This window comes from Desulfosoma profundi (genome assembly GCF_055387865.1).
In genome coordinates this window covers 960,350-981,715 of sequence record NZ_AP042420.1, presented here as the reverse complement: position 1 = coordinate 981,715, position 21,366 = coordinate 960,350, and the positions used below count along the sequence as shown (strand labels likewise).

General features: G+C 57.1%; 18 protein-coding genes. 4 read left to right on the top strand and 14 right to left on the bottom strand.

Going from position 1 to position 21,366, the window contains the following annotated elements; all coding sequences use genetic code 11:
- Positions 1-15: 15 nt before the first annotated feature.
- From ACZ5K9_RS04370 to ACZ5K9_RS04320, 11 genes are all read right to left on the bottom strand, one after another.
- Complete coding sequence (locus ACZ5K9_RS04370) at positions 16-1,455, bottom strand: UDP-N-acetylmuramate--L-alanine ligase (protein WP_464273198.1); 1,440 nt, start codon at positions 1,453-1,455, stop codon at positions 16-18.
- Positions 1,452-2,756 (bottom strand): serine hydrolase domain-containing protein, encoded by a 1,305-nt coding sequence (locus ACZ5K9_RS04365; protein ID WP_464273197.1) that lies wholly within the window; start codon positions 2,754-2,756, stop codon positions 1,452-1,454. The genes ACZ5K9_RS04370 and ACZ5K9_RS04365 overlap by 4 nt, the downstream gene beginning before the upstream one ends.
- Positions 2,753-3,610 carry a S66 peptidase family protein gene (locus tag ACZ5K9_RS04360; protein ID WP_464273196.1) on the bottom strand — a complete coding sequence of 286 codons (858 nt, stop codon included), beginning with the start codon at positions 3,608-3,610 and terminating at the stop codon, positions 2,753-2,755. Before ACZ5K9_RS04360 ends, ACZ5K9_RS04365 begins: the two co-directional genes overlap by 4 nt.
- Before the next feature lie 83 nt (positions 3,611-3,693).
- Positions 3,694-4,464 (bottom strand): type III pantothenate kinase, encoded by a 771-nt coding sequence (locus ACZ5K9_RS04355; protein ID WP_464273195.1) that lies wholly within the window; start codon positions 4,462-4,464, stop codon positions 3,694-3,696.
- A gap of 34 nt (positions 4,465-4,498) precedes the next feature.
- Entirely contained in the window at positions 4,499-5,857 is a 1,359-nt protein-coding gene (gene glmM / locus ACZ5K9_RS04350; RefSeq protein WP_464273194.1) for a phosphoglucosamine mutase, read from the bottom strand.
- A gap of 20 nt (positions 5,858-5,877) precedes the next feature.
- Positions 5,878-6,759, bottom strand: a complete 882-nt coding sequence (gene folP, locus ACZ5K9_RS04345; RefSeq protein WP_464273193.1) for a dihydropteroate synthase — start codon at positions 6,757-6,759, stop codon at positions 5,878-5,880.
- Positions 6,756-8,744 carry an ATP-dependent zinc metalloprotease FtsH gene (gene ftsH, locus ACZ5K9_RS04340; RefSeq protein ID WP_464273192.1) on the bottom strand — a complete coding sequence of 663 codons (1,989 nt, stop codon included), beginning with the start codon at positions 8,742-8,744 and terminating at the stop codon, positions 6,756-6,758. The genes folP and ftsH overlap by 4 nt, the downstream gene beginning before the upstream one ends.
- Positions 8,745-8,878: 134 nt before the next feature.
- Entirely contained in the window at positions 8,879-9,883 is a 1,005-nt protein-coding gene (locus ACZ5K9_RS04335; protein ID WP_464273191.1) for a hypothetical protein, read from the bottom strand.
- Positions 9,870-11,024, bottom strand: coding sequence for a recombination-associated protein RdgC (rdgC, locus tag ACZ5K9_RS04330; RefSeq protein ID WP_464273190.1), 1,155 nt, complete (start codon positions 11,022-11,024; stop codon positions 9,870-9,872). Before rdgC ends, ACZ5K9_RS04335 begins: the two co-directional genes overlap by 14 nt.
- Before the next feature lie 27 nt (positions 11,025-11,051).
- The gene (locus ACZ5K9_RS04325) at positions 11,052-11,177 is read right to left on the bottom strand and encodes a hypothetical protein (protein WP_464273189.1); all 126 of its coding nucleotides are present in this window, start codon (positions 11,175-11,177) and stop codon (positions 11,052-11,054) included.
- Between the two features lie 127 nt (positions 11,178-11,304).
- Entirely contained in the window at positions 11,305-11,889 is a 585-nt protein-coding gene (locus ACZ5K9_RS04320; RefSeq protein ID WP_464273188.1) for a hypothetical protein, read from the bottom strand.
- Between the two features lie 561 nt (positions 11,890-12,450).
- Here ACZ5K9_RS04320 and ACZ5K9_RS04315 point away from each other — a divergent pair.
- The 3 genes from ACZ5K9_RS04315 to nadC all read left to right on the top strand — a co-directional run bounded on the left by ACZ5K9_RS04315 (position 12,451) and on the right by nadC (position 16,346).
- Entirely contained in the window at positions 12,451-14,208 is a 1,758-nt protein-coding gene (locus tag ACZ5K9_RS04315; RefSeq protein WP_464273187.1) for a hypothetical protein, read from the top strand.
- Positions 14,209-14,324: 116 nt separating this feature from the next.
- Positions 14,325-15,386: a hypothetical protein gene (locus ACZ5K9_RS04310; RefSeq protein WP_464273186.1), complete on the top strand. Its 1,062-nt coding sequence runs from the start codon at positions 14,325-14,327 to the stop codon at positions 15,384-15,386.
- A gap of 132 nt (positions 15,387-15,518) precedes the next feature.
- Entirely contained in the window at positions 15,519-16,346 is an 828-nt protein-coding gene (nadC, locus tag ACZ5K9_RS04305) for a carboxylating nicotinate-nucleotide diphosphorylase (protein ID WP_464273185.1), read from the top strand.
- Between the two features lie 100 nt (positions 16,347-16,446).
- Here the strand turns inward: nadC and ACZ5K9_RS04300 are convergent, their stop codons facing one another.
- From ACZ5K9_RS04300 to ACZ5K9_RS04290, 3 genes are read right to left on the bottom strand one after another with little or no spacing between them, the layout of a single operon-like run.
- A complete protein-coding gene (locus tag ACZ5K9_RS04300; RefSeq protein ID WP_464273184.1) occupies positions 16,447-17,790 on the bottom strand; it encodes an amidohydrolase family protein in 1,344 nt (447 codons plus the stop codon).
- Positions 17,791-17,804: 14 nt separating this feature from the next.
- Positions 17,805-19,121, bottom strand: coding sequence for an amidohydrolase family protein (locus ACZ5K9_RS04295; protein ID WP_464273183.1), 1,317 nt, complete (start codon positions 19,119-19,121; stop codon positions 17,805-17,807).
- On the bottom strand, positions 19,102-20,079 hold the full coding sequence (locus ACZ5K9_RS04290; protein WP_464273182.1) for a purine-nucleoside phosphorylase: 978 nt from the start codon (positions 20,077-20,079) through the stop codon (positions 19,102-19,104). Before ACZ5K9_RS04290 ends, ACZ5K9_RS04295 begins: the two co-directional genes overlap by 20 nt.
- 93 nt (positions 20,080-20,172) lie before the next feature.
- Here ACZ5K9_RS04290 and ACZ5K9_RS04285 point away from each other — a divergent pair, with 93 nt between their 5' ends.
- On the top strand, positions 20,173-21,354 hold the full coding sequence (locus tag ACZ5K9_RS04285) for an inorganic phosphate transporter (protein WP_464273181.1): 1,182 nt from the start codon (positions 20,173-20,175) through the stop codon (positions 21,352-21,354).
- Positions 21,355-21,366: the final 12 nt, after the last annotated feature.

Genomic DNA, 21,366 nt, shown 5'->3' with positions numbered 1-21,366 from the left:
CTTTCGCCGGTCTCATCAACCTCTTTGCCGCAGGGCTGCGCACAGCTCCAAAGGTAGGCCATCCATACTCCCGTTGCTCATGAGGAGCACCACATCACCAGAGCGCGTTTTTTCGAGGAGCGCCGGCACCACGGGCTCGCCCTGCGCAAAGAGCTGCGCGCAAATCCCGTGTGTGCGGATATCTTCCACCAACTGTTCGGTGTTCAACCGCTCTTCCGCGGGAATGGTGTGAAAGCCGCTGGGTTCTTTGATTCCGACCCAGGCGGCGCCTTGGAACGCCTCGGCATAGTCACGTTGGAAAAACCGGCGCCGACTGGAATTGGTCCGAGGCTCAAAGACGGCCAGCACACGCCGTCCCGAATAAAAATTCTTGACGGCTTCAATGGTTTCCCGCACGGCTGTGGGGTGGTGGGCAAAATCTTCCAGGACAAGGAGACCATTGTCTTCATAGATCACCTCCTGGCGCCTCTTCATCCCGGTAAAGCTCGAAACCCCGGTCCGTATTCTCTCCATAGGCACGTCCAACAGACGGCAAACGGCGACGGCGGCGACCGTATTCAAGGCGTTATGACGTCCCGGGAGGCGTGAAGTTAACCGATACCGGGTCCCGTCCGGAGACCTGACCATGAGGGCCGACATTCCATTCTCTGGTGTGGCGTCCTCCAGGCGCCACTGGGAGCCGGCAGAGCGGCCATAGGTGACGACGGTGCCGGCGCATGAGGTCGTGAGCCCCGCGCATCGGGGATCATCGCCGTGGATCACCAGGTAGCCGTCTTCGGGCACAAGGCGGCTGAGCGCTCGAAATGCCTCTGTCACATGATCGATATCCCGGTAGATGTCGGCATGGTCGAATTCAATACTCGTCACGACAGCGATCCACGGTCTGTAACGGAGAAATTTGGGCTGTTTATCGAAAAAGGCTGTATCATATTCATCGCCTTCTAAAACCATGAAGGGGCCCCGCCCCGTGCGATAACTGCGCCGCCACGACTGCACAAAGCCACCCACAAAGACCGTGGGGTCCAGCCCCGCCTGTTCCAAGATCCAGCCCAACAGGCCGGTGGTGGTGGTCTTCCCGTGCGTGCCGCAGACAACCACGGTTCTCCGGCCTGAGAAAAAGAAGTGATCCAGTGCTTGAGGCATGGACAAGAGGGGAAGGCCGAGCTCTTTGGCCCGGAGGACTTCCGGATTGTCCTTACGGATGACGTTACCGACAACCACCGCATCCGGGTGCGCGATCTCGAGGTTTTCCGGATTCCAGCCTGTGAGGACGGGGATGCCCCGTTCTTCGAGAAAGGTGCTCATTGGGGGATAGACATTGGTGTCTGAGCCCAGGGCTTCGCATCCCAGGTCTTTCACCATACACGCCAGCGTGCCCATGGCGATGCCGCTGATCCCCATAAAGTACAGGCGCAAAAGTCGACATTCACCGGATGGCGCTGCAGAAATCATCATGAACCTCCAATATCCCGAGCCGAAGACGCCCCTTGGTCGAAAAGTAAACCTTCCATGATGGCATCGTGCAAACGGGGGCGTAAACTTCGGAGACGTTCATCATGCCGATGGGGGTGAATTCTGTTCGTCAAAAAAATTACGGTAATTTCACGATCGAGATCCATCCAAAAAGACGTTCCTGTGAAGCCGAGATGTCCGACGGTATGTGGGGAAAAGAATCGGCCGGCACTCGACCCTTGGGGGCTGGGAAGATCAAAGCCGAGGCACCATCTTTCTCCGCTATGAGGGGAACCGCACGGAAGACTTCCCGGGTCTGCGTGATTCCCCGGGGGGGTCTCAAAGGATGAAGCATGCCAAAGGGGCCCGGCAGCACTGGAGACCTCAGGGGAGGGATTGTTCGAAACGGTGCCGCGGACTTCCAAGAAAAACCGGATGGTTTCAGAACTTATCCTCGGAAGGGCCTCAGAGCGTTTTCCCCGGTAGAGATTCAAGAGATCTTTCGCCCAGGTCCAGACATCTCTCGCCGAGCCGAAGAGGCCGGCATGGCCCGCGACGCCGTTGAGGCAATAAGCGTTTTCGTCGTGGACTTCCCCCTGGATCAGGCGTTTTCGCCAAGGACACTGTTCCGTGGCAACACACTGTGTTTTGTCTTCTTCCAATGCCGCCGATTCGAACTCAGGAGTGTCCGCTGCCGTGCGGGCGATCAGACGACGGTACCCGAGGCTCCACGTTTCCGGCGACGGGCGAATCTGATCGGCGAACAACTGATCCAGTTCGGTTCCGGAGATGTGCTCCAAGATCAAACCCAACAGAATATAACCGAGATCGCTGTACCGCCTGATGGTTCCGGGTCTGGCCAGCAAGGGTTCCTGGAGAATCCAATTGAGAAGAGTCGCTTTCCGGTCTCGGGGGGCAACACGGATCAAGTCGCGGAAATAGGGTTTGTAGTCGGGAAGACCCGACCTGTGGGAAAGAAGCTGCTCCACGGTGATCTGACGCTTGTCTTCTGGAATCCGATGCGAAGGGAAAAAGCGAACGAGAGGATCTTCCGGCACAAGGCGGCCTGCATCCATGAAAATCATGCAAAGAGTGGCGGTGGCGATCGGCTTGGTGAGGGATGCCAAATCAAAGGGAGTGTGCCAAGTGACGGGTTTCCCTTCGGGGCCGAACATGGTGGTCCCCCAAGACCCAGAGAACACGATGGTTTCGCCCTGCGCCACCCCGAGGCTCGCTCCGGAAAAAACCCTTTCGGCTAAGGCCGGCTCCACCAGGGACAGAATGCGATGTTCGAGAGCTTTCATACATCACGAAACACGTCTTCGACGGTCTGGAGGTGTCGGGCCGTCGTATCCAAAATGTAGGATGCTCCGAGGGGAAGCACCTGGTTCCATCGGCCGTGCCCGAACGGCAGATCCACGACCACCGGGATGTGATAGGGAAGGATGTGTTCTTTGATGAGGGTGCGGATTTCTTGAGGGTCGCCGCATCCGACGAAAGAGCCGCACAGAACCCCTTTCACCGCATCGAACACGCCGGCATGTCCGAGATGAACCAGCATGCGATCGATCCGATAGGGGGCCTCGCTTTTGTCTTCAAGAAAAAGGAGGGCTCCGTCGAAATCCGGCGCGTATGGTGTTCCAAGCATATGGGTGAGGCACGTCAAGTTCCCTCCCACAAGGCGGCCTTTCGCCCGTCCAGGGTGGAGAATTTGTTCGAGTCCGAAAGACCATGAGAAAGCCTTGCGGCCTTCCAGAAACGCCAGGGTTTCGGTGCAACCGTCGGGGTCCTCGATCCATTCCAGAGCGTTGGGCCCATGGAAGGTCATCCATCCAGCCCATGCGTTTAACGCCGCATGAAGAAAGCACACATCGCTGTAGCCGAGAAAAACCTTGCAGGAGCTGTGAACATTCATCAGCGGGAGGCGCGATAGGAGCCGGCTGCTCCCGAAGCCGCCCCGAAAACAAAAAATGGCGTGAATCGCCGGATCCTCCAGCGCCTGCCAGAGATCGTGCGCCCGGTGATGATCTTCCCCGGCAAGATACCGGAACCGTCGCAAAATGTGATTTCCGATCCGGACACGGTACCCGAGCTGCTCCAGGAGCCTGCCGACCTTCTCCACCGAGGCTTCGGGAAAGGTGCCCGCTGGCGCAACCAAGGCGACGGTCATTCCAGGCTGGAGGCGAGGAGGCTTGCAAGCAGAGCCGGTTGGGGCGCGACGGAAACGGTGCGCTCGCATGGTCAGCGGCGGTTCCTTTCGAAGAGGATTTTCAAGCCTTTCAGGGTCAAGAAGTCGTCGACCGTTTCTATGGCGGGGCATTCGCTGGCGATCAAAGGTGCCAGTCCTCCTGTGGCCACGACGTTGAGTGGTTTTTGGATTTCCCGCTTCATCCGTGCGATAATGCCCTCGACCAGTCCGGCATACCCATAGACTATGCCCGCGTTCATGGAAGCGATGGTGTTTTTGGCCAAGATGGATTTCGGCTTGGCGAAAATCTCCACGCGGGGCAGTTTGGAAGCTTTCTGGAAAAGGGCTTCACACGAGATGAGAATACCCGGGCAAATCACCCCACCCATGTACTCGCCTCTTTCTGAGACGTAATCAAACGTCGTCGCAGTTCCGAAATCGACGACGATCACTGCCGCCTGAAACGTTTCATAGGCGGCGACCGCGTTGACAATCCGATCGGCGCCCACTTCTTTGGGATTATCGTAGAGGATAGGCATGCCGGTGCGAATTCCCGGTCCGACCACGACAGGATCTGTGTCAAAGTATTTGCGGCAAAAGCCTTCGATGTGGTTCACAACGGGCGGCACAACACTGGAGACGATGACGTCCGTCACGACCTTGAGAGGCAAGGCTCGGGTTTCGAGAAGATTTTTCAGCAAGATACCGTATTCATCCACGGTCATGTGGACTTCGGTGCGAATGCGCCAGTCGTGGACCAAATCATCCCCGTCATAAAGTCCAAGCACCGTGTTGGTATTGCCCACATCCATGACAAGAAGCATCGGTTTTTTGTCTCCTGGGAACCCGGGGTGCGGTTTAAGGCTGATTGAAATGCTTTTCGATGAGCCGAGCCAGGTCCTCCGCCAATTCTTGGATCAGATGTTCGTCTCGACCTTCAATCATGATGCGGATGACCGGCTCCGTGCCCGAGGGTCGGATCAAGCAGCGGCCGTTGTCGCCCAAGAGCTTTTCCACCTTGGTGACATGGGCCTGAATTTCTGGAATCTCCTGAATATTCCTTTTTTGGCCGACCCGCACATTCTTTAGGGTTTGAGGGAACCGTTCCATAACGGCCTTGAGTTCAGACAGGGGTTTTTCGACTTCCAGCATGACGGAAAGCACCTGCAAAGCCGAAAGAATGCCATCGCCTGTGGTGCTGTGATCCATGAAGACAATATGGCCGGATTGTTCTCCCCCGAAGTTGAGTTGTTCCTGAGTCATGCGTTCCACGACATAGCGGTCTCCGACGGCGGTCCGAATCAAGGAGATCCCCAGGTTGCGCAAAGCGACTTCCAGCCCCATGTTACTCATCACTGTGGCCACCACGGTTCGTTTGCAAAGTCTGTCCTTTTCTGCCAGGTGCTTGGCGCAAATGGCCATGAGCTGATCCCCGTCGAGAATGTCGCCCTTTTCGTCGGCAAGGATGACCCGGTCCGCATCTCCGTCGAAGGCGATCCCGACTTGAGCATCGTGCTCCCGCACCAACCGGGCCATGTTTTCCGGATGCAGGGAACCGCAGCCGTCATTGATGTTTTTGCCATTGGGCCGGTCGCCCATCAGGATGACTTGGGCCCCCAGTTCTTCAAAAACAGATGGGGCCACTCTGTAAGCGGCGCCGTGGGCACAGTCAAGCACCACACGGATTCCTTCCAAACTCAGGTGTCTGGGGAAAGTGTTCTTGAGGAAAACAATGTACCTGCCTTGCGCATCGTCAATTCTCTTGGCACGGCCGATTTCTCCAACATCGGGTCGAGGTAACGATTCCACTTCCCCGGAAAGGACGAGTCTTTCGATTTCAGCTTCCACTTCATCTGGAAGTTTGAAACCCGTGGGGGCGAAGATTTTGATCCCATTGTACTCATAAGGGTTGTGTGATGCCGAGATGACAATACCGGCGTCGGCCCGCATGCTCGCCGTGATAAAAGCGATGCCGGGCGTCGGCAGGGGTCCGAGGAGGAGCACGTCTACGCCCATGGCACAGATGCCCGCGGTCATGGCGTTTTCAATCATGTATCCGGAAAGGCGGGTATCCTTACCGATGACGATCTTCGGTCTTCGGTGTCGGCTCTTGAAAAGATGGGCCGCTCCGACCCCGACTTTCATCGCGATGTCTGTGGTCATGGGAAATTGATTCGCAATACCGCGAATGCCATCTGTGCCGAAAAGTTTGCCCATGAGACTGTTCTCCGGTGGTCTTAGTCATTTGGATTTTCACGCCAAAAGGCGTGACGGACCGCATCGGCCATGAGGGCCGCTTGTCGGTTCACGGCCACATCATGGACCCTGAGGATGTGGGCCCCTGCAGCGATTCCCAAGGCGTTCACGACGGCAGTGCCGATTTCTCGGTCTTCCGTAGGGGCATCGAGGATCGTGCCGATAAAGCGTTTGCGCGATGCTCCCAAAAGGATCGGACGCTCCAAGACGGACAGAGCATCCAAGTCTCGAATGAGGCGCAGATTGTGCGCGACCGTTTTGCCGAAACCGATTCCTGGATCCACAATGATTTGGTTTCGGTCGACTCCTGCCGCCGTGGCCGCTTGAATGCGCTCCTCGAGGAACCGGATGATCTCGGAAAAAAGAGCGTCGTAGTTCGGCGATTGTTGCATGGTTTTTGGGGTGCCGAGCATATGCATGACAATGAGTGGCACCCCGGCCTCTGCAGCGAGGGGACCCATCTCGGGGTCGAAACGCAGCGCACTGACATCATTGATAATATCCGCCCCGGCTTTGAGAGCTTGAAAGGCCACTTCGGCTTTGGTGGTATCAATGGAAATGGGAATATCGGTGTGCGCTCGGAGCTCTTCGATGACGGGAAGAACGCGGCGCAACTCCTCATCTATCGGGACGGGATCGGAGAATGGACGGGTGGATTCGCCCCCGATGTCCAGAATGTCCGCTCCGGCACGGACCAGCCGAAGGGCTTGGGTGACGGCGGCGTCGCGGGTCGCCCATTTGCCGCCGTCGGAAAAAGAATCCGGGGTGACATTGACGATGCCCATCAATTGAGTCCGCTGGCCGAGGACCCATTCCTGAGATCGCAGTTTCAGACGGAAAACGGCCCGCGGAGCCCAATTCATTCTGTGCCAGCTCCCGGAGTTTTGGCCCCCGTTTCAGGAACGCGTTGTTCGGGGGAGTCGGCCTGCCCGGCATGGGAAGCCGAGTTGCCCGAGGTCGCCACATGGGGGCTTTGGGAGGCATCCTGCGACTCAGGGGGCACAGGCGGCCCTGGAGAAGGGGGATCGCTGGAAGGCGACGGACGGGCCAGATCCGGCCGTATCTCGGCGATGATCCGCTCGATATCCTGATTCTCCAAGGTTTCTTTTTCCAACAAAGCGGCAGCGACGGCTTCCAGAACGGGCCGATGGGTTTCCAGAAGTTCTTTGGCTTTCTTGTAGTTTTCTTCAACCAGACGACGGACTTCCTGATCGATCTGAATGGCGGTCTGTTCGCTGTAATCCCTGTGGTGCTGAACGATTTCTCGACCAAGAAAGACTTGATCGTCCATTTTGCCGAAACTGAGCGGTCCCATACGCTCACTCATTCCCCATTCGCACACCATACGGCGTGCCAGTTGCGTGGCCCTTTCGATGTCGTTAGAGGCTCCCGTGGTTTGATGGCCGAAAACGATTTCTTCCGCAGCCCGCCCGCCCATGAGGATAGCGATGCTGTTGAGCAGATACTCTTTAGGATACGTGTGCCTCTCGTCCTGGGGCAGCTGCTGTGTCAAACCCAAGGCTCGACCCCGAGGGATAATGGTGACTTTGTGGACGGGATCCGTTCCGGGTAGGAGTCGGGCCACCAGCGCATGGCCGGCTTCATGAAAGGCGGTGGTTCGCTTCTCCTCTTCACTGAGGATCATGCTCTTGCGTTCCAAGCCCATCATGACCTTGTCCTTGGCCTCTTCAAAATCGGACATCTCGATCTTGTCCTTGTTGCGTCGAGCCGCCAAGAGCGCGGCCTCATTGACCAAGTTTTCCAAATCCGCTCCGGAAAATCCCGGAGTGCCTTTGGCCAGGACTTTCACATCCACATTTTCGGCCAGCGGCTTGCCCCGCAAGTGGACGGCCAGAATGCCTTCACGACCGCGAATGTCGGGAACGGGGACGACGACCTGTCGATCAAACCGCCCGGGCCGAAGGAGCGCCGGATCCAACACGTCCGGGCGGTTGGTGGCGGAAATCAAAATGACCCCTTCGTTGGATTCAAACCCGTCCATTTCCACGAGCAGCTGATTCAACGTCTGTTCTCTCTCGTCGTGGCCGCCGCCGAGACCGGCGCCTCGATGTCGACCCACGGCGTCGATTTCATCGATGAAGATAATGCATGGCGCAAATTTCTTTCCCTGCATGAAGAGATCCCTCACCCGGGAGGCGCCCACGCCCACAAACATTTCCACAAAGTCTGAACCACTGATGCTGAAAAAAGGAACACCCGCCTCACCGGCAATGGCTCGGGCCAACAGAGTTTTTCCCGTGCCGGGGGCTCCGACGAGAAGTACGCCTTTGGGGATCCGCCCCCCGAGCCGTGTGAATTTTTTGGGATCTTTAAGGAATTCCACGATTTCTTGGAGTTCTTCTTTGGCTTCGTCGACCCCCGCCACATCCTTGAAGGTCACTTTTCGCGCATCTTCGCTGAGAAGCCGTGCCCTGCTTTTGCCGAAACTCATGGCTTTACCGCCGCCCATCTGCATCTGGCGCATGAAAAAAATCCACACGCCGATGAGGAGCAGCATGGGGAACCAGCTGATCAAGATCGTCATGTACCACGGCGATTCTTCTTTGGGTTTCGCCTGGATTTCAATGCCCCGTTCCCTGAGGATTCGAATGAGGTCGGGATCTTGAGGGACAAAGGTACGGAACGGGCTGCCGTTGACGTACACGCCGAGGATATGATCCCCTTGGATCGTCACTTGGGCCACTTCGCCCTTGCGCACCGCATCAAGAAACTGACTGTAGGTCGTCTCCAAGCGGGAGGTTTGTGGCTGGTTGAACATGTTGAAAAGCAAAATGACCATGAGGCTGATCACCAGCCACAAGGCCAGGTTCTTATAAAAAGGACTCAAGGTTTCCTCCTCTACGGCGATCACGAACGCCGTACCCGAGAGATCTTCCGTGAAACCGCTGAACTGATCTTGGTCGGCCCACGGACTTAATCATGAGCAAGTTTAACACCATGCGGCGTCTCTGTGAACTGTCTTTATGGTTGAGACAACCCTAATTTGTCGAGACCTTTCTTGAACCAGGCGCTGCCCCGGCGGGTTCGAAAAGAGGCCGCTGTGTGCTCGCGGGGTTCTCCACCGGGATTCATCGCCTGACGCAAGATGCGAATCTTCGTTGCCGGGTCCAAAATCGGCAGATCACACACGAAGGAAACCCAAGCCTGAAAAAGGTCCGTCCTTCGAGATGGCTCCTGCAATGCGCACAGCGCATGGAGTTTGACGCAAACGAGCACCAAATCCCGTTCCTCGTCGTCGACGAAAGTGTGTGTCCCGTAGAGTCGGATGGCCTCTTTACCCACCTGATTGATGAGAGCAATGGAAAACCATCGCACAAGCCACTGGAGGCTTTCCCTGGAAAGTTCTCTGCTCACCCAATACAAGGGGTTCTTCCAGTTTTTAAAATGCCAAAGTAGTCTGGCCGCTTTGTAAAAGATCTCGTACCTTTTGAGGGATTGGACAAGCGGTGATTCGTGGACGCTTCGATAGGTCTTGTAAAGGGTTCGGTAATGCCCGATAGGGCGACTGGACAGCAGCCGGAAGGGCCCTCGGCGCACGATCGTTTCCAATCGCGAAGCCGTGCGACGTGAGAGCGCGAGCAGCGCTTCCAAGGAAGCCTGATATTGGGGCTCGTTTGCGTCCGGATGATAGATGCCCGCAATAGTGCGGATAATGTCCTGCGCGCGAACAAAAAAGGCGTCAAAGGACAAGTTGATTGCCGAGTCCGGCATGGACCAGACCTGTTGGCGGAGCTCCCGGAGGTAATTCAAAGCCGCCTGATCCTGGTCGCTCAGGGAATGTTCCTCGAGAAATGTGAAGGGCTCTTCGGAAGCGTCTTCTAGGAGTGCATGCCAGGAGCGACGAAGCCGCCGCCGAATCCAATACACGGACCCGAGAGACGCCACCGCCATAACCGCAAGCACAAGACTGACAGGATGGGCGATTACCGCATCAAAAAGTACCCGGGTGACCTCATGCCAGGTCATGGTTTCCCGAAGACATAGACTCGGCTGGGCCGCCGTGGATCCAAAGTTTGAGAGCCGGCAGGATGTCAGACGACCAGGCGGATGTCAGCCGGAGGGTCAGAAACTGTTCAAAGGCCGCATCCAGGATGCTCAAGACCTCATCAATGAAAAACATCTTTTCCAGAAATCGGCCGTCCGGATCATCGTCGTCCGTCCGGGGGATCTGCTTCGGTGTTTTCAGTCCTTTGACGGCCCACAAATCACGGTCCAGAACGAGCGAGTATTCATTATCTGCAGTGGTGACAATCCATTGGGCTTCTTCGACCATCTTGCCTTGACGCAAGGCTGTGCGGGCTTCGTCCAAGGCTCCCGCTTGCGTCATGCAGATGACGCGTTCCTTGCCGTCATCCTGACGACTCAAGACTACCCGTTCCCCCAAGGCCACCGAGGCAGATCCCTTTTCCCCCAGCGGCACTCGACCTTCCTGCGATTCCGCAAGGTACCATAGCCACGTGAGGAATTCATAGCCCAGAAACCGCCCTTCGTGCATGGCATGAGGCGATTTCACGGAGACGAGTCCACAGAGGATATCCTTAAGTCGGCTCTGGAGGGACAACCCGTACACCGCCCGTTGCACATGGTATAGAGGGATGGGGTGGAGCTTGAAGGCACTTTCGAAGTGGGCGAGGAAAGCTTCCAACATCTTCAGACTTGCCGTGCCCACAATGAGCCGGTGTTGGACAGGCGACCACACCACCTCACAGCCGCTCGGCTGCGGCAAGACGCGCTCCAAGAGTTGATTCTGGATGGCCTCTCGGATCTTTAACCGTTCGTGCCGAGGCGGATATTTGCCGTCGTGTTCGGCGCGATAGGCGTGAAGTGCCTCGCGTTCATATTGTTTCAGCACCAAGGCGGGAACTTTGCGCTGATCCACCCGAAATTGAAAGGCCACATATTCGCCTTTGCGGTAGCCGGCAAAAGGGAAAGTAGAGTCAAAGAGGTCTTCCCATCGGGCAAACCCTTTCGCGGACCCTTCATTTTCAGCGGAGCTTCTGTAGGCTCCTTCGCGGAGGTTTTCATCCACAAAGGACCAGAAGTCCGAAACGGAAGGTTCCGGCACATGAAAACATGTGAGGGTGAGCGTCCCTCCTTGGAGACCCATAGAGTGAATCCGGCGATGGCTTAGTCGTTACGAACTCTGCGCGGTTTCTGCCGGAGGCAACAAACCTTTGGCTCTCAGTTTCTTCCTCTTATCCCGTCTTCGTCGTCGGCGTTCCAGTTCTCTGCGACGTTCAATCTTCTTATGCCGAGCCATATCAGGCCTCCTCGTGCGTGACACATTTCGACTTAAAAACCCATAAAAAAGCTGAGCCGGTGCCGAACGCCGGCTCGGTCATCCATCCAAGTAAGGCGGCTCTATTTACCGAATGGCCCTCGAAGCGTCAATGGGAAAGCTTCCCATCCGTTCGCTCCGTGACGAAGGTTTCCATAAAAGGGCATGTTCCGAAAGCCTTGAGAACGGCATCCATCCCGGGAATTCTCAAATCTTTGAGCAATCGGAGGGTTTCACGGTGAACGCGGGCTTCTTCCGCGTCTCTTTCCTTCTCGGGAGCGTCAAACCGCTGAAGGAACCGGGCAAAGCGGAGCACGTGAATGATCTCATGGGTCACGATATACGTTGCCAGAGGTAATAGAGAGACACGGGGATCTCGACAAAGGGCTCTTCGGATCACATGATCTTGAAGGCAGATCTTGAAATAGTCGCCGTGACGGCTGGCCAGCGTTTTGTCTCCAGGAGGAAACGCGTAACGGCGGATCTGAGCAAAAGCATGGTCCGTGATTTCTTCAGGCTGGAGGTTTTTGAGCGATTGGATATCGTAGCGGTAGCGTTTCCATTGGGATGTCGAAATCTTAAAATGGTCGCTGATGAGTTCCTCGGCAATGCGGATGGCTTCCGCGAGCACGAGAACCTCCTCGGCGTTGAAAGGAACGCGCTCCCCGCGATCCTGGCAGCTTTTTTCAGCCATCGTTCATGGTCCACATAATCTTTGTGCTGCTTCCCAATGGCCCGTCATGCGCCGTGAATCCTCTGATTATGCGGCGTCCGGAGGCGATTTTCCCGTCCGCGGGAACCTCTCCGACGGGGACCCTCAAGCCGAAGAACGAAATCCCATTTGGGACCTGGCCGAGCCTCCCTTGGGCTTTTCCGCCCATAAAAGGGGCCCGATGAGGGTGTCTCGAGCGGTCGAGACTCCAGGCGTTCCAAAAAGCGCCCCGGTTCCGCGGATTCTCGACGGGGGCCCTACGGTAAGGCCATAAAATTACAGAGAAGGAAAGACGAAGACAAGCCTGCTTCTTCCTTGACGTGAACGTAAAGTTTCCTTTACATTGACGAGGATGTGGGAGTCTTCGCCGCAGTGTGCTGGCCTGACGTATCCCATGTGATCTCTCCCGGGCCGGATGTTGGGCGGGGGATTCTCAGCACAGAAAGGGGGGATGAATAGGAGGGGGCGAGGCTGCCAATGTGGATCAGGGGCTGTTGTCGAAAAGCGCGGTCGCGTTCTGAAATGGATAGAGAGGGGGAAAATATGAGTTGGAAAAGTCTGGCGATAGCGTTGGTGGGCGCTGTGTTGCTGGGTGGAGCAGGGGCATCTCAGCTTTGGGCCGAACCCCAGAAGGATATCACCGAAGAAGTCATCGTGGGGCCGGGCAGTGTGAGCGTCGCCACGAAGAAAGACATCATGATGAGTTTCGGAGCTCTCGTGCGATTCATTCCCACTTCCGAGTCCAACTGGGATTTCGGGATGAGCGACAACCTCCAGGGGAAGAGCTTTTTGGGTGGCAAATACAGTGGCACCCTTTTTGAGACCCACAGCAATGAGAGCGGCACGGTTCGAGGGGGATACATTCGTAACGAGGATAAGATCTATTTCAATGCCATGCCGACGGATCGCAAATGGTCCTTTTACGCGGCGTTGGAATACGATCGTCCCATCGACACAGACACCGTGGACAATCGAGGCGGCCGCGGGGACAGCAGCAATTTCGGTTTGGAACGCCTCAACGTGAGTGTGGCCTTGCCTTATGAGACGCGGTTTCATGCCGGTTGGGACGTATGGGGCTTTGACCACTATGATGGCGCCTCCATGGTGTACGCCGACGATAACCCGGGTTTCTGGTTGGATGGAAACGCGGGCTCCCTGAGCTACAGCATCGGGTATTTCAAGTTGGCCGAAAACAACTTCCAGACCAACCTCACAGGAACCATCGGCAAATACGAATTTGCCGCCAACGATGACGACCGAGATCTTTTTGCCGCCTACGCGGATTACAAGATCACAGACAAACATAAAGTCAAGTTCTTCTATGGATATGACCGTATTCGGGCGATTCCTGTAAGAGATTTCTACACGGCGGCCTGGGGGGCGGCTCGGTCGGCTACCGGCATTTCCATGGCAAAAATCTACGACCTCTTGGGACTGGACGGATCTGCCCCCGACCCGACGGATCCGGATTTTCCTTTTGCCTATGGCGCGGCAAAGACGGTGAGCGGTGGAACGCCAAAGACGGATTCGCACCATGTGGCGTCTTACTATGTGGGCAACTTTGGGCCGGTGGAACTCTTCGTGGAAGGCGCCTATCAATTCGGTTCGGCCGACAACGTCCAGAAGCTGAAGTACAACAGCTATGACATCTCGGCCTATGCCTTGGCGGCCGATGTGGCCCTGGAACTTAAAGATTGGATCGGTTTCAGCGTAAAGCCTCACGTGGGCGCGATGTACACCTCGGGTGACGACGATCCCAACGACGACAAACTCGAAGGGTATAACGGCATTGAAAACGCTCAACGTTTTTCGAACCGTTGGGGTGGGGAAAACACGATCATCGGTGACACCAACTTTGTCCTTGGAACGGCGCTTTACGGCTATCTGCCGGAATTCTACGGTAACGGAACACCCATTTTCACGGGCGGGTTGCAGAACTTTGCCGGCTACGGCAACGGTCGCGGGGACAACCCGGGCTTGACCATGGTCAGTGTGGGGCTGACCGCGGCTCCCAAAAAGTTCATCATCTACCGGACCAATGTGAACAACTTCTGGTGGAACGAAGACATCAAGGTGAAAAGCTTCGTCTATCCGTACGCCGAAACCTGGGTAAAGTCCGGTTTTGTGGGGACCGAATGGGATAACGAGCTGACGGTTGCCTTGCACAAGAACGTTTTCGTCAAAGGCCAAGCTTCCTTCTTCTTCCCGGGTGAAGTCATCGAGGACGTCACCGCCGCCTTGGGCGCGCAGAGCGACGACACGGCATCGAGGGTTGCCGCGGAGCTCATTTGGAATTTCTAAGAGCCGGTTCTTCTTTCACTTAACGCTCTGAACGGGAATGGGGTATAGTGGGCTTCCTGAAAAGCCGCTATACCCCGTTTTCTTTCAGTCAAGGCCTTTGGTGGGGAGTGAAGTTCATGAAGGCTGTGTCGATCGCCAATCCAGTAGGCTTTCTCTTGGTGTTGTTTCTTGTGGGCGTGAGTGGATGTGAGTCCTCTCCGGACATTGTGAGTCGGGAGAAAGCTCCCGGCCAAAAGTATTCGGCGGCGGAGGTCCGAGAAGTCCTCGTGGATCATCCTTTTCTCCTCTCCGGGGACTATTTTCGAGAGCGGACGGATCTAAAGCCGTTCGTTCTCGCCGATGTACTCTCCGGTTCGAGGAAAGATTCTGACGAATCTGCCAAGGAAACACAGGAAGCTCAGGAAAAGAGACTGGCTAAGCTTGAAGCGGCTGTGTTCGAGGGCAGGCGTCCGGGTCCTCCGAGTGGTGACCTCTTGCGCTGGAAGGTTGGGTTCCTCGTGGACTCCCAAGGTGTACCTTCATACCTCGCCGATCGGCTGCTTGCGCAAGCGGATCGGCTGTCGGTCACCTACGACGTGTTGTTTGTCCATCACCGCGATCTGGAACAGGTTCTGTCGCAAACGGATTGTCTCCAGCGGCACGATTTGGGATGCATCGTGCGCATCACGGCCATCTATCCCGGTGTGCGCTTTCTTGCGTTGGTGGAATCCCTCACCATCCCGTCCTCTTTTCCCGGGACGGCTAAGGCGAGATTCGGTGTGGTGGATGCGGGCATCGGATACCGCTTTCCATTGCAACAGATGGAAATGCCCTTGAGAGAATCCGGGGATGTGGAGAAATTCTTGGAACTGATCGCCCGACGAAGCTACGAGCAGGCCTTGGACCATAAGGGTCTCATGCCGTGGACGACCCACGTCTTTTCTGATCAGAAGGGGGAATGGTTCGTGAGCGCGGGCCATCGGTCAGGCCTCATGGTCGGCGATCTTTTGGACATCATCGGCGAAGGCCGCCTGGTGAATTCACCGACCGGAACACCGGCAGCGTGGATTCCCGGGAACGCCAAGGGACGGCTTCGGGTGGAGCGGCTTTTCGGTGAGGATCTGGCGGTCTGTGTCCTTGTTTCGGGCTCTCCTCCCCAGATGGAAGATTGGCTCATTCCTGTTCGGGTCGCCCGATGAGGGGATTCCCCGTCGGGCTGGTGCGACGGGGGGACCTTTCGATCGACCGGGAGAGTCGATGGATAAAGGGGAATCCGAGACACTCCTGCGGGTGATTTGGTGAGGTGAGTCCGGCGGGATTTTGGAGGGGTGATGGTCCCTTTACGCCAAAGACTGATGTGGGCCCTTGAGGAAGATCTCGGCCCCGGGGATGTGACCACCCTGGGGACCGTTCCAGAAGGTCGGACCGGCGTCGCTCACATGGTCCCACGGGAACGCTGCGTCGTTTCCGGTCTGGAACCGGTACGCCTGGTTTATGAAATCCTCGATCCCCGTGTGGAAGTTCTCATCCATCACGGGGATGGAGCCGTTGTCTCGGCTGGCAGTTTTCTGTGTACGCTGCGAGGACCCTTGCGTTCCATTCTCACAGGGGAACGGACGGCCTTGAACATCATCCAACGGCTGAGCGGCATTGCGACGCTGACCCGCCGCATGGTCGACGCTGTCCAGGGAACCGGCTGCACGCTCTTGGACACGCGGAAGACAACCCCGCTGTGGAGAGATCTGGAAAAAGCCGCCGTGCGCCACGGCGGCGGCCGCAACCATCGTTTTGGTTTGTTCGACGGCGTACTCATCAAAGACAACCACATCGCAGCGGCAGGTGGACTGCGGCAGGCTGTGGAGCGTGTGCGCGCCCGCGCTCCCCACACCTTGCGTGTCGAAGTGGAGGTGGACACCCTGGGTCAGCTTCAGGAAGCTCTCGATGTCGGCGTGGACGTAGTCCTGCTGGACAATTTTTCCCTCGACGACATTCGACGTGCCGTGCTCTTGGCTCGGGGAAAGGCCCTTTTGGAAGTTTCCGGGGGGGTCACCCTGGAAAACGTTCGCCGCATCGCCCAATGCGGGGTGGACTTCATCAGCGTGGGCGCCCTGACGCATTCGGCTCCCGCCATCGACATCGGCTTGGACATCCCCTCCTGATCGACTTCAAGAAGAGCCTTTCCATGCAGGAAAGCTCGGACAGGGGCCGGGAGCTCGCCAGCGATCTTTTTTTGCCGTGACAGCGTGAAGGCTCCTGGACTCAGGGGCGAAACAAGGCCGTGGTGATCTTTTGGGCCATGGCGCGCGCTTCCCGAAGAACATAGGAGATATCCAGAGTTTGTATCGTGCCGTGGCGAACCACGGGCACGCCGTCGACCCATACGTGGCGCACATCCGAGGATCGAGCTGCGTAGACCACATGGGATACAGGATCATAGAGGGGGGTCAGGTGTGCCCGTTCAATGTGTGCCGCCACGAGATCGGCTCGTTTTCCCACTTCAAGACTGCCTGTGACGGAACCCAACCCCAAGGCGCGGGCCCCGCCTTCTGTCGCCATGCGCAACACCTGACGCGCCGCACACACGGTGGGATCGCCCGAAACGGCCTTGTGGATTTTGGCCGTGAGACTCATTTCGGAAAAAAGATCCAAATCGTTGTTGCTGGCGCATCCATCGGTGCCCAACCCGATTGTGACTCCGGCTTTCAGCATGGCCGGCACGGGGGCAATGCCCGAGGCAAGCTTGAGATTGCTTTCGAGGTTATGGGAGACCGCGGCTCGGGTGCGTGCCAGGATCTGAATCTCTTCCTCATCGACCCACACGGCGTGGGCGCACAGGGTTTTTTCGTCCAAAAGGCCCAAGCTTTCCAGATAACGCACGGGGCTTAGCCCATACCGAGACCGAATCTCATCAACTTCCCATGAAGTTTCCGAGACGTGCACCTGAAAGAGCAGACCGTGTTCCCGGCACAAATCCTTTGCCCACCGGAGGGTTTCGGGGGTGCATGTGTAAGGGGCGTGGCAGAAAAGGGAAGGTATCAATCGGGAGGGCTTGCGGGAAAAACTCTCGAGGAAGGTCAGAACACGATGGGGGATCTGTCCCGGGTCCGGCACGTCCGGTGTGGGAAAACTCAAAACACCTTGTCCCAACACCCCCCGCATACCCACAAGTTCCACGGCTTCCGCTGCCGATTCCTCAAAGAAATAGCCGTCGCAAAAGGTGGTTGTGCCTCCGAGAACCATTTCCGCACAGGCCAAGAGCGTCCCCAGCCGAACGAATTCCGGTTCCACGAAACGGGATTCTGCGGGAAAAATGCGTTCGTGCAGCCACCGATGCAAAGGCAGGTCATCGCCCACGCCGCGAAACAGGCTCATCGCTCCATGCGCATGGGTGTTGACCAGGCCGGGAAGAAGCACATGGCCCGAGAGATTCCAGGTTTCTTCGGCCTCATAGTGATCTTCCAGTTCACGGGGCGACCCTACGGCCAGGATGGTTCCATCGCGGACGGCGACGGCGCCCGGGCTGAATATGCGAAACGAGGCATCACAGGTGATCACGTGATCCGCTCGAGTCAGCAGAAGGTCGACGGGTATTTTCGTGGACATGGCCATCGGGGTTCTCAGGGACGCAGAGTTCGCGCAATGGATCGCACTTCGGCCAGAACCTTTTCCAGGTCAATGGTTGTCAGGCTTCGGTTTTCCATGACCACCTTTCCTGCGATGACGGTGTGGCGCACATCGGAGCCCTTGGCCGCGTAAACGAGATGACTTACAGGGTCGTAGACGGGTGTGAGATGCGGAGCGGAAAAATCCACAACGATGAGGTCCGCGGCACAGCCCGGGAGAACTTGCCCGACGGAGTCCTTGAGGCCCAGAGCTTCCGCGCCGGCTCGAGTGGCCAGGCGCAGGACCGTTGCGGCGTTCATGACCGTGGGGTCTCCAGCCACTGCCTTGTGGATTTTGGCGCAGGTCGACATTTCGCCGAATAAATCCAGGTTGTTGTTGCTGGCGCATCCGTCCGTGCCCAATGCCACGGAGACCCCGCGTTCAAGCAATTGAGGCACGGGGGCGAAGCCGGAGGCCAGCTTGAGATTGCTTTCGGGATTATGGGCCACATGAACTCCGTGCTCCGCCAGGAGATCCATGTCCCTGGCGTCCAGGTCCACACAGTGGTCGGCGATCAAACGGTTGTGAAGCACGCCCAGCGCCGCCAGATGAGCCACTGGCCGTCGGCCGTAGCGGGCCACGACGTGTTGAACTTCGGTAGAATTTTCAGAGAGATGGGTGACCATGGGCACATTGTGCTTTTGTGCCAGATCAAGGCAGCGACGGTAAAGCTGCTCGGAGCATGTGTAGGGGGCGTGGGGCTCGACGGCCACACGAATCAGCGGGTCGTCGCGCCATTGGAGGATCAAGTCTTCGGTGAACCGTAAGCCGTTTTCTACGGGTCCGTAGTGGGGAGAGGGAAAATCGTAAAGGACTTCCCCGACCAAGGCGCGCATGCCTGCCTCTTTGGCCGCCCGCGCGACTTGGTGTTCGAAAAGATACATATCGCAAAAGGTTGTTGTGCCCGACAGAATCATTTCCGCGCAACCGAGAAGGGATCCCCAGTAAACCCATTCTTCGGTGAGTCGGCTTTCGGCGGGAAAAATGTGCTCATGGAGCCAGTCCATGAGAGGAAGATCATCGGCGAGGCCGCGAAACAGGGTCATGGCCGCATGGGTGTGGGCATTGATAAGCCCGGGCATCACGACACATGAGGTGGCGTCCAGGATTTTCCGAGCTTCGTAGCGGTTGTCGAGGGCTCCGGCCGGCCCCAGGGCCATGATGCGACCGTGGGCGACAGCCACAGCCCCATCCTCCACAATGGTTCCGGCGTCGTCCAGTGTGAGGATAAGACCATGGAGGATGAGGAGATCACAGGGAATTTTTTCCATCTTTTGCGGCGTCCTCAAGGCTTTTGGCCACACGTGGCAAGGATCGCTCGAGAAGCTGCATGAGCGTGGGCCCAGCGGCCGAAGCCGTCTCGATGACTTTTTCCAGCGGTACGGGTTCGTAGCAATCCGGGCGGTTGACGTTGGAAATGACGGAAATGCCCAAGACCTTCATGCCTGCATGCACGGCCGCGATCACTTCCATCACGGTGGACATGCCCACGGCGTCCGCACCGGCGGCTCGCAAAAACCGAGTTTCCGCCGCCGTTTCCATGCTCGGACCCAACACCCCGACGTAAACCCCTTCTCTTAAGCGCACGCCGGCCCTCAGGGCTTCCTCGCGAGCGATCTCCTGCAGTCGGCGGCTGTAGGGCTCGGTCATATCGGGAAACCGAGGGCCGAGATCGTCCAAGTTGGGACCCACGAGAGGGTTTTGTCCCGTGAAATTCATGTGGTCCGTGATGAGCATCAAATCGCCGGGCTGAAAGAGCGGGTTCAGTCCCCCGGCGGCGTTGGAGAGAAAGAGAGCCTGGATTCCCAGGCGCGCGAGGACTCGAACCGGAAAAGAAACCTGCCAGGGGCTGTAACCCTCGTAGAGGTGAAAGCGTCCTTGAAGAGCCAGCACGTCCACTCCGGCCCACGTACCCCACAGGTAGCGTCCCTGGTGGCTAGGTACCGTGGAGACGGGGTGATGGGGAACCGCTTCGTAGGCAAGCTCCCCGTGCACCGTCATGGCGTGGGCCACGGCCCCCAACCCTGTCCCGAGAATGAGAGCGCACTGGGGACGTAAATCCATGGCGGAGGCCAGAACCTTAGAGGCTTCGTCAATGTGAGAGATTTTCAGAGAAGGGTTTGACATCGGCCTTTCCTCTTCGCGCCACAAGGTCAAAAAGGTGCACGTCCAAAGCATCAATTGACAGAAAGCCGCCTTTTTGTAAAGATCCGCGGGTCTCAGTGCCATGGATAAATAGGTTTTTCCACCAAAACCTTTTGCGGCAGGGTGGCGTGCGTGTCCGAGATCCTTTTGGTGGTAGGATTCTGTGCCGGAGCATACATGGCCTGGAATATCGGGGCCAATGATGTGGCCAACGGCATGGCTTCCGCTGTTGGGGCGAAAGCCATCACATTGCGCCAGGCGGTCCTTATCGGCGGGATTCTTGATTTTGTGGGAGCCACTTTCGTGGGCTCCCACGTGACGACAACCATTCGGGAAAATATTCTGGTGGCGGAAAAGATTACCCATGACCCTCAGATTATGATGTTGGGCCTTTTGGCTGCCATGCTTTCGGCGGCCTTTTGGGTGTTTTTTGCCACCTGGGGTCAATTCCCCGTCTCCACAACGCACTCCATTGTGGGAGCCCTCATCGGGTTTGGCATCGTTTCTGGCGGCTTTGCTGCCATTCAGTGGGTAAAAATCACGGCCATCGTGGCAAGCTGGATTGTTTCTCCCATTTTTTCAGGGATTCTAGCTTTTTTCACCTTTCAGTGGATCCGCAAAAGCATTTTGATGCGCCGAAACGCCTTTGTGGCGGCCCTTCGGTGGAGCCCTCTTTTTGCTGGCTCCACGATCCTCATTGTCGTGCTTTCCTTCCTCATGAAGACCCCGTTGGGCAAAAGCCTGCGTATTTCGGATTGGGAGGCGCTGGGCGTGGCCTTAGGGCTCTCCGCCGTCGTAGGCTTTACGGCCCAGGAATGGTTGGGCAGGACCATTCGAAAGCTCGATGAGGAGGGCGTTGAAGAAATCTTTCGTCGTTTTCAAGTTTTTACTTCGTGCTATGTGGCTTTGGCACATGGAGCCAATGATGTGGCCAATGCCGTGGGGCCGGTGGCCGGCATCTATGCGATCTACGTGAGCCAAACCGTGACCACGACGACGCCCGTGCCCACATGGCTCCTGGCAGGCGGTGGATTTTTCATCGCCCTTGGCGTCTTTACGTGGGGCTATCGAGTCATTGAAACCCTGGGCAGCCGGATTACCACGCTCACGAACACGAGGGGGTTTGCGGTGGATTTCGGCACGGCCACTTCAGTGCTTGTGGCTTCAAAGATGGGGCTGCCCGTATCCACGACCCATGCGGCGGTCGGCGCCGTGATCGGGGTCGGGCTCGGCGGCGGCTTGGCGGCTGTGGACTTTAAAGTCGTTTTTAAGATCGTTATCTATTGGGTGATCACCATCCCCTTGTCTGCCATCCCGACCATGGTGATTTTCAAGGCGCTCATGTGGTTTTTTCATTAAAGAGGGAGACCG

What these genes read in the sequence shown, in the direction of transcription:
- ACZ5K9_RS04370 (WP_464273198.1), bottom strand. Translation starts at nt 1,455, where the DNA reads ATGATGATTTCTGCAGCGCCATCCGGTGAATGTCGACTTTTGCGCCTG.
- ACZ5K9_RS04365 (WP_464273197.1), bottom strand. Translation starts at nt 2,756, where the DNA reads ATGAAAGCTCTCGAACATCGCATTCTGTCCCTGGTGGAGCCGGCCTTA.
- ACZ5K9_RS04355 (WP_464273195.1), bottom strand. Translation starts at nt 4,464, where the DNA reads ATGCTTCTTGTCATGGATGTGGGCAATACCAACACGGTGCTTGGACTT.
- glmM (WP_464273194.1), bottom strand. Translation starts at nt 5,857, where the DNA reads ATGGGCAAACTTTTCGGCACAGATGGCATTCGCGGTATTGCGAATCAA.
- folP (WP_464273193.1), bottom strand. Translation starts at nt 6,759, where the DNA reads ATGAATTGGGCTCCGCGGGCCGTTTTCCGTCTGAAACTGCGATCTCAG.
- ACZ5K9_RS04335 (WP_464273191.1), bottom strand. Translation starts at nt 9,883, where the DNA reads ATGACCTGGCATGAGGTCACCCGGGTACTTTTTGATGCGGTAATCGCC.
- rdgC (WP_464273190.1), bottom strand. Translation starts at nt 11,024, where the DNA reads ATGGGTCTCCAAGGAGGGACGCTCACCCTCACATGTTTTCATGTGCCG.
- ACZ5K9_RS04325 (WP_464273189.1), bottom strand. Translation starts at nt 11,177, where the DNA reads ATGGCTCGGCATAAGAAGATTGAACGTCGCAGAGAACTGGAACGCCGA.
- ACZ5K9_RS04320 (WP_464273188.1), bottom strand. Translation starts at nt 11,889, where the DNA reads ATGGCTGAAAAAAGCTGCCAGGATCGCGGGGAGCGCGTTCCTTTCAAC.
- ACZ5K9_RS04315 (WP_464273187.1), top strand. Translation starts at nt 12,451, where the DNA reads ATGAGTTGGAAAAGTCTGGCGATAGCGTTGGTGGGCGCTGTGTTGCTG.
- ACZ5K9_RS04310 (WP_464273186.1), top strand. Translation starts at nt 14,325, where the DNA reads ATGAAGGCTGTGTCGATCGCCAATCCAGTAGGCTTTCTCTTGGTGTTG.
- nadC (WP_464273185.1), top strand. Translation starts at nt 15,519, where the DNA reads ATGGTCCCTTTACGCCAAAGACTGATGTGGGCCCTTGAGGAAGATCTC.
- ACZ5K9_RS04300 (WP_464273184.1), bottom strand. Translation starts at nt 17,790, where the DNA reads ATGTCCACGAAAATACCCGTCGACCTTCTGCTGACTCGAGCGGATCAC.
- ACZ5K9_RS04295 (WP_464273183.1), bottom strand. Translation starts at nt 19,121, where the DNA reads ATGGAAAAAATTCCCTGTGATCTCCTCATCCTCCATGGTCTTATCCTC.
- ACZ5K9_RS04290 (WP_464273182.1), bottom strand. Translation starts at nt 20,079, where the DNA reads ATGGCACTGAGACCCGCGGATCTTTACAAAAAGGCGGCTTTCTGTCAA.
- ACZ5K9_RS04285 (WP_464273181.1), top strand. Translation starts at nt 20,173, where the DNA reads ATGGCCTGGAATATCGGGGCCAATGATGTGGCCAACGGCATGGCTTCC.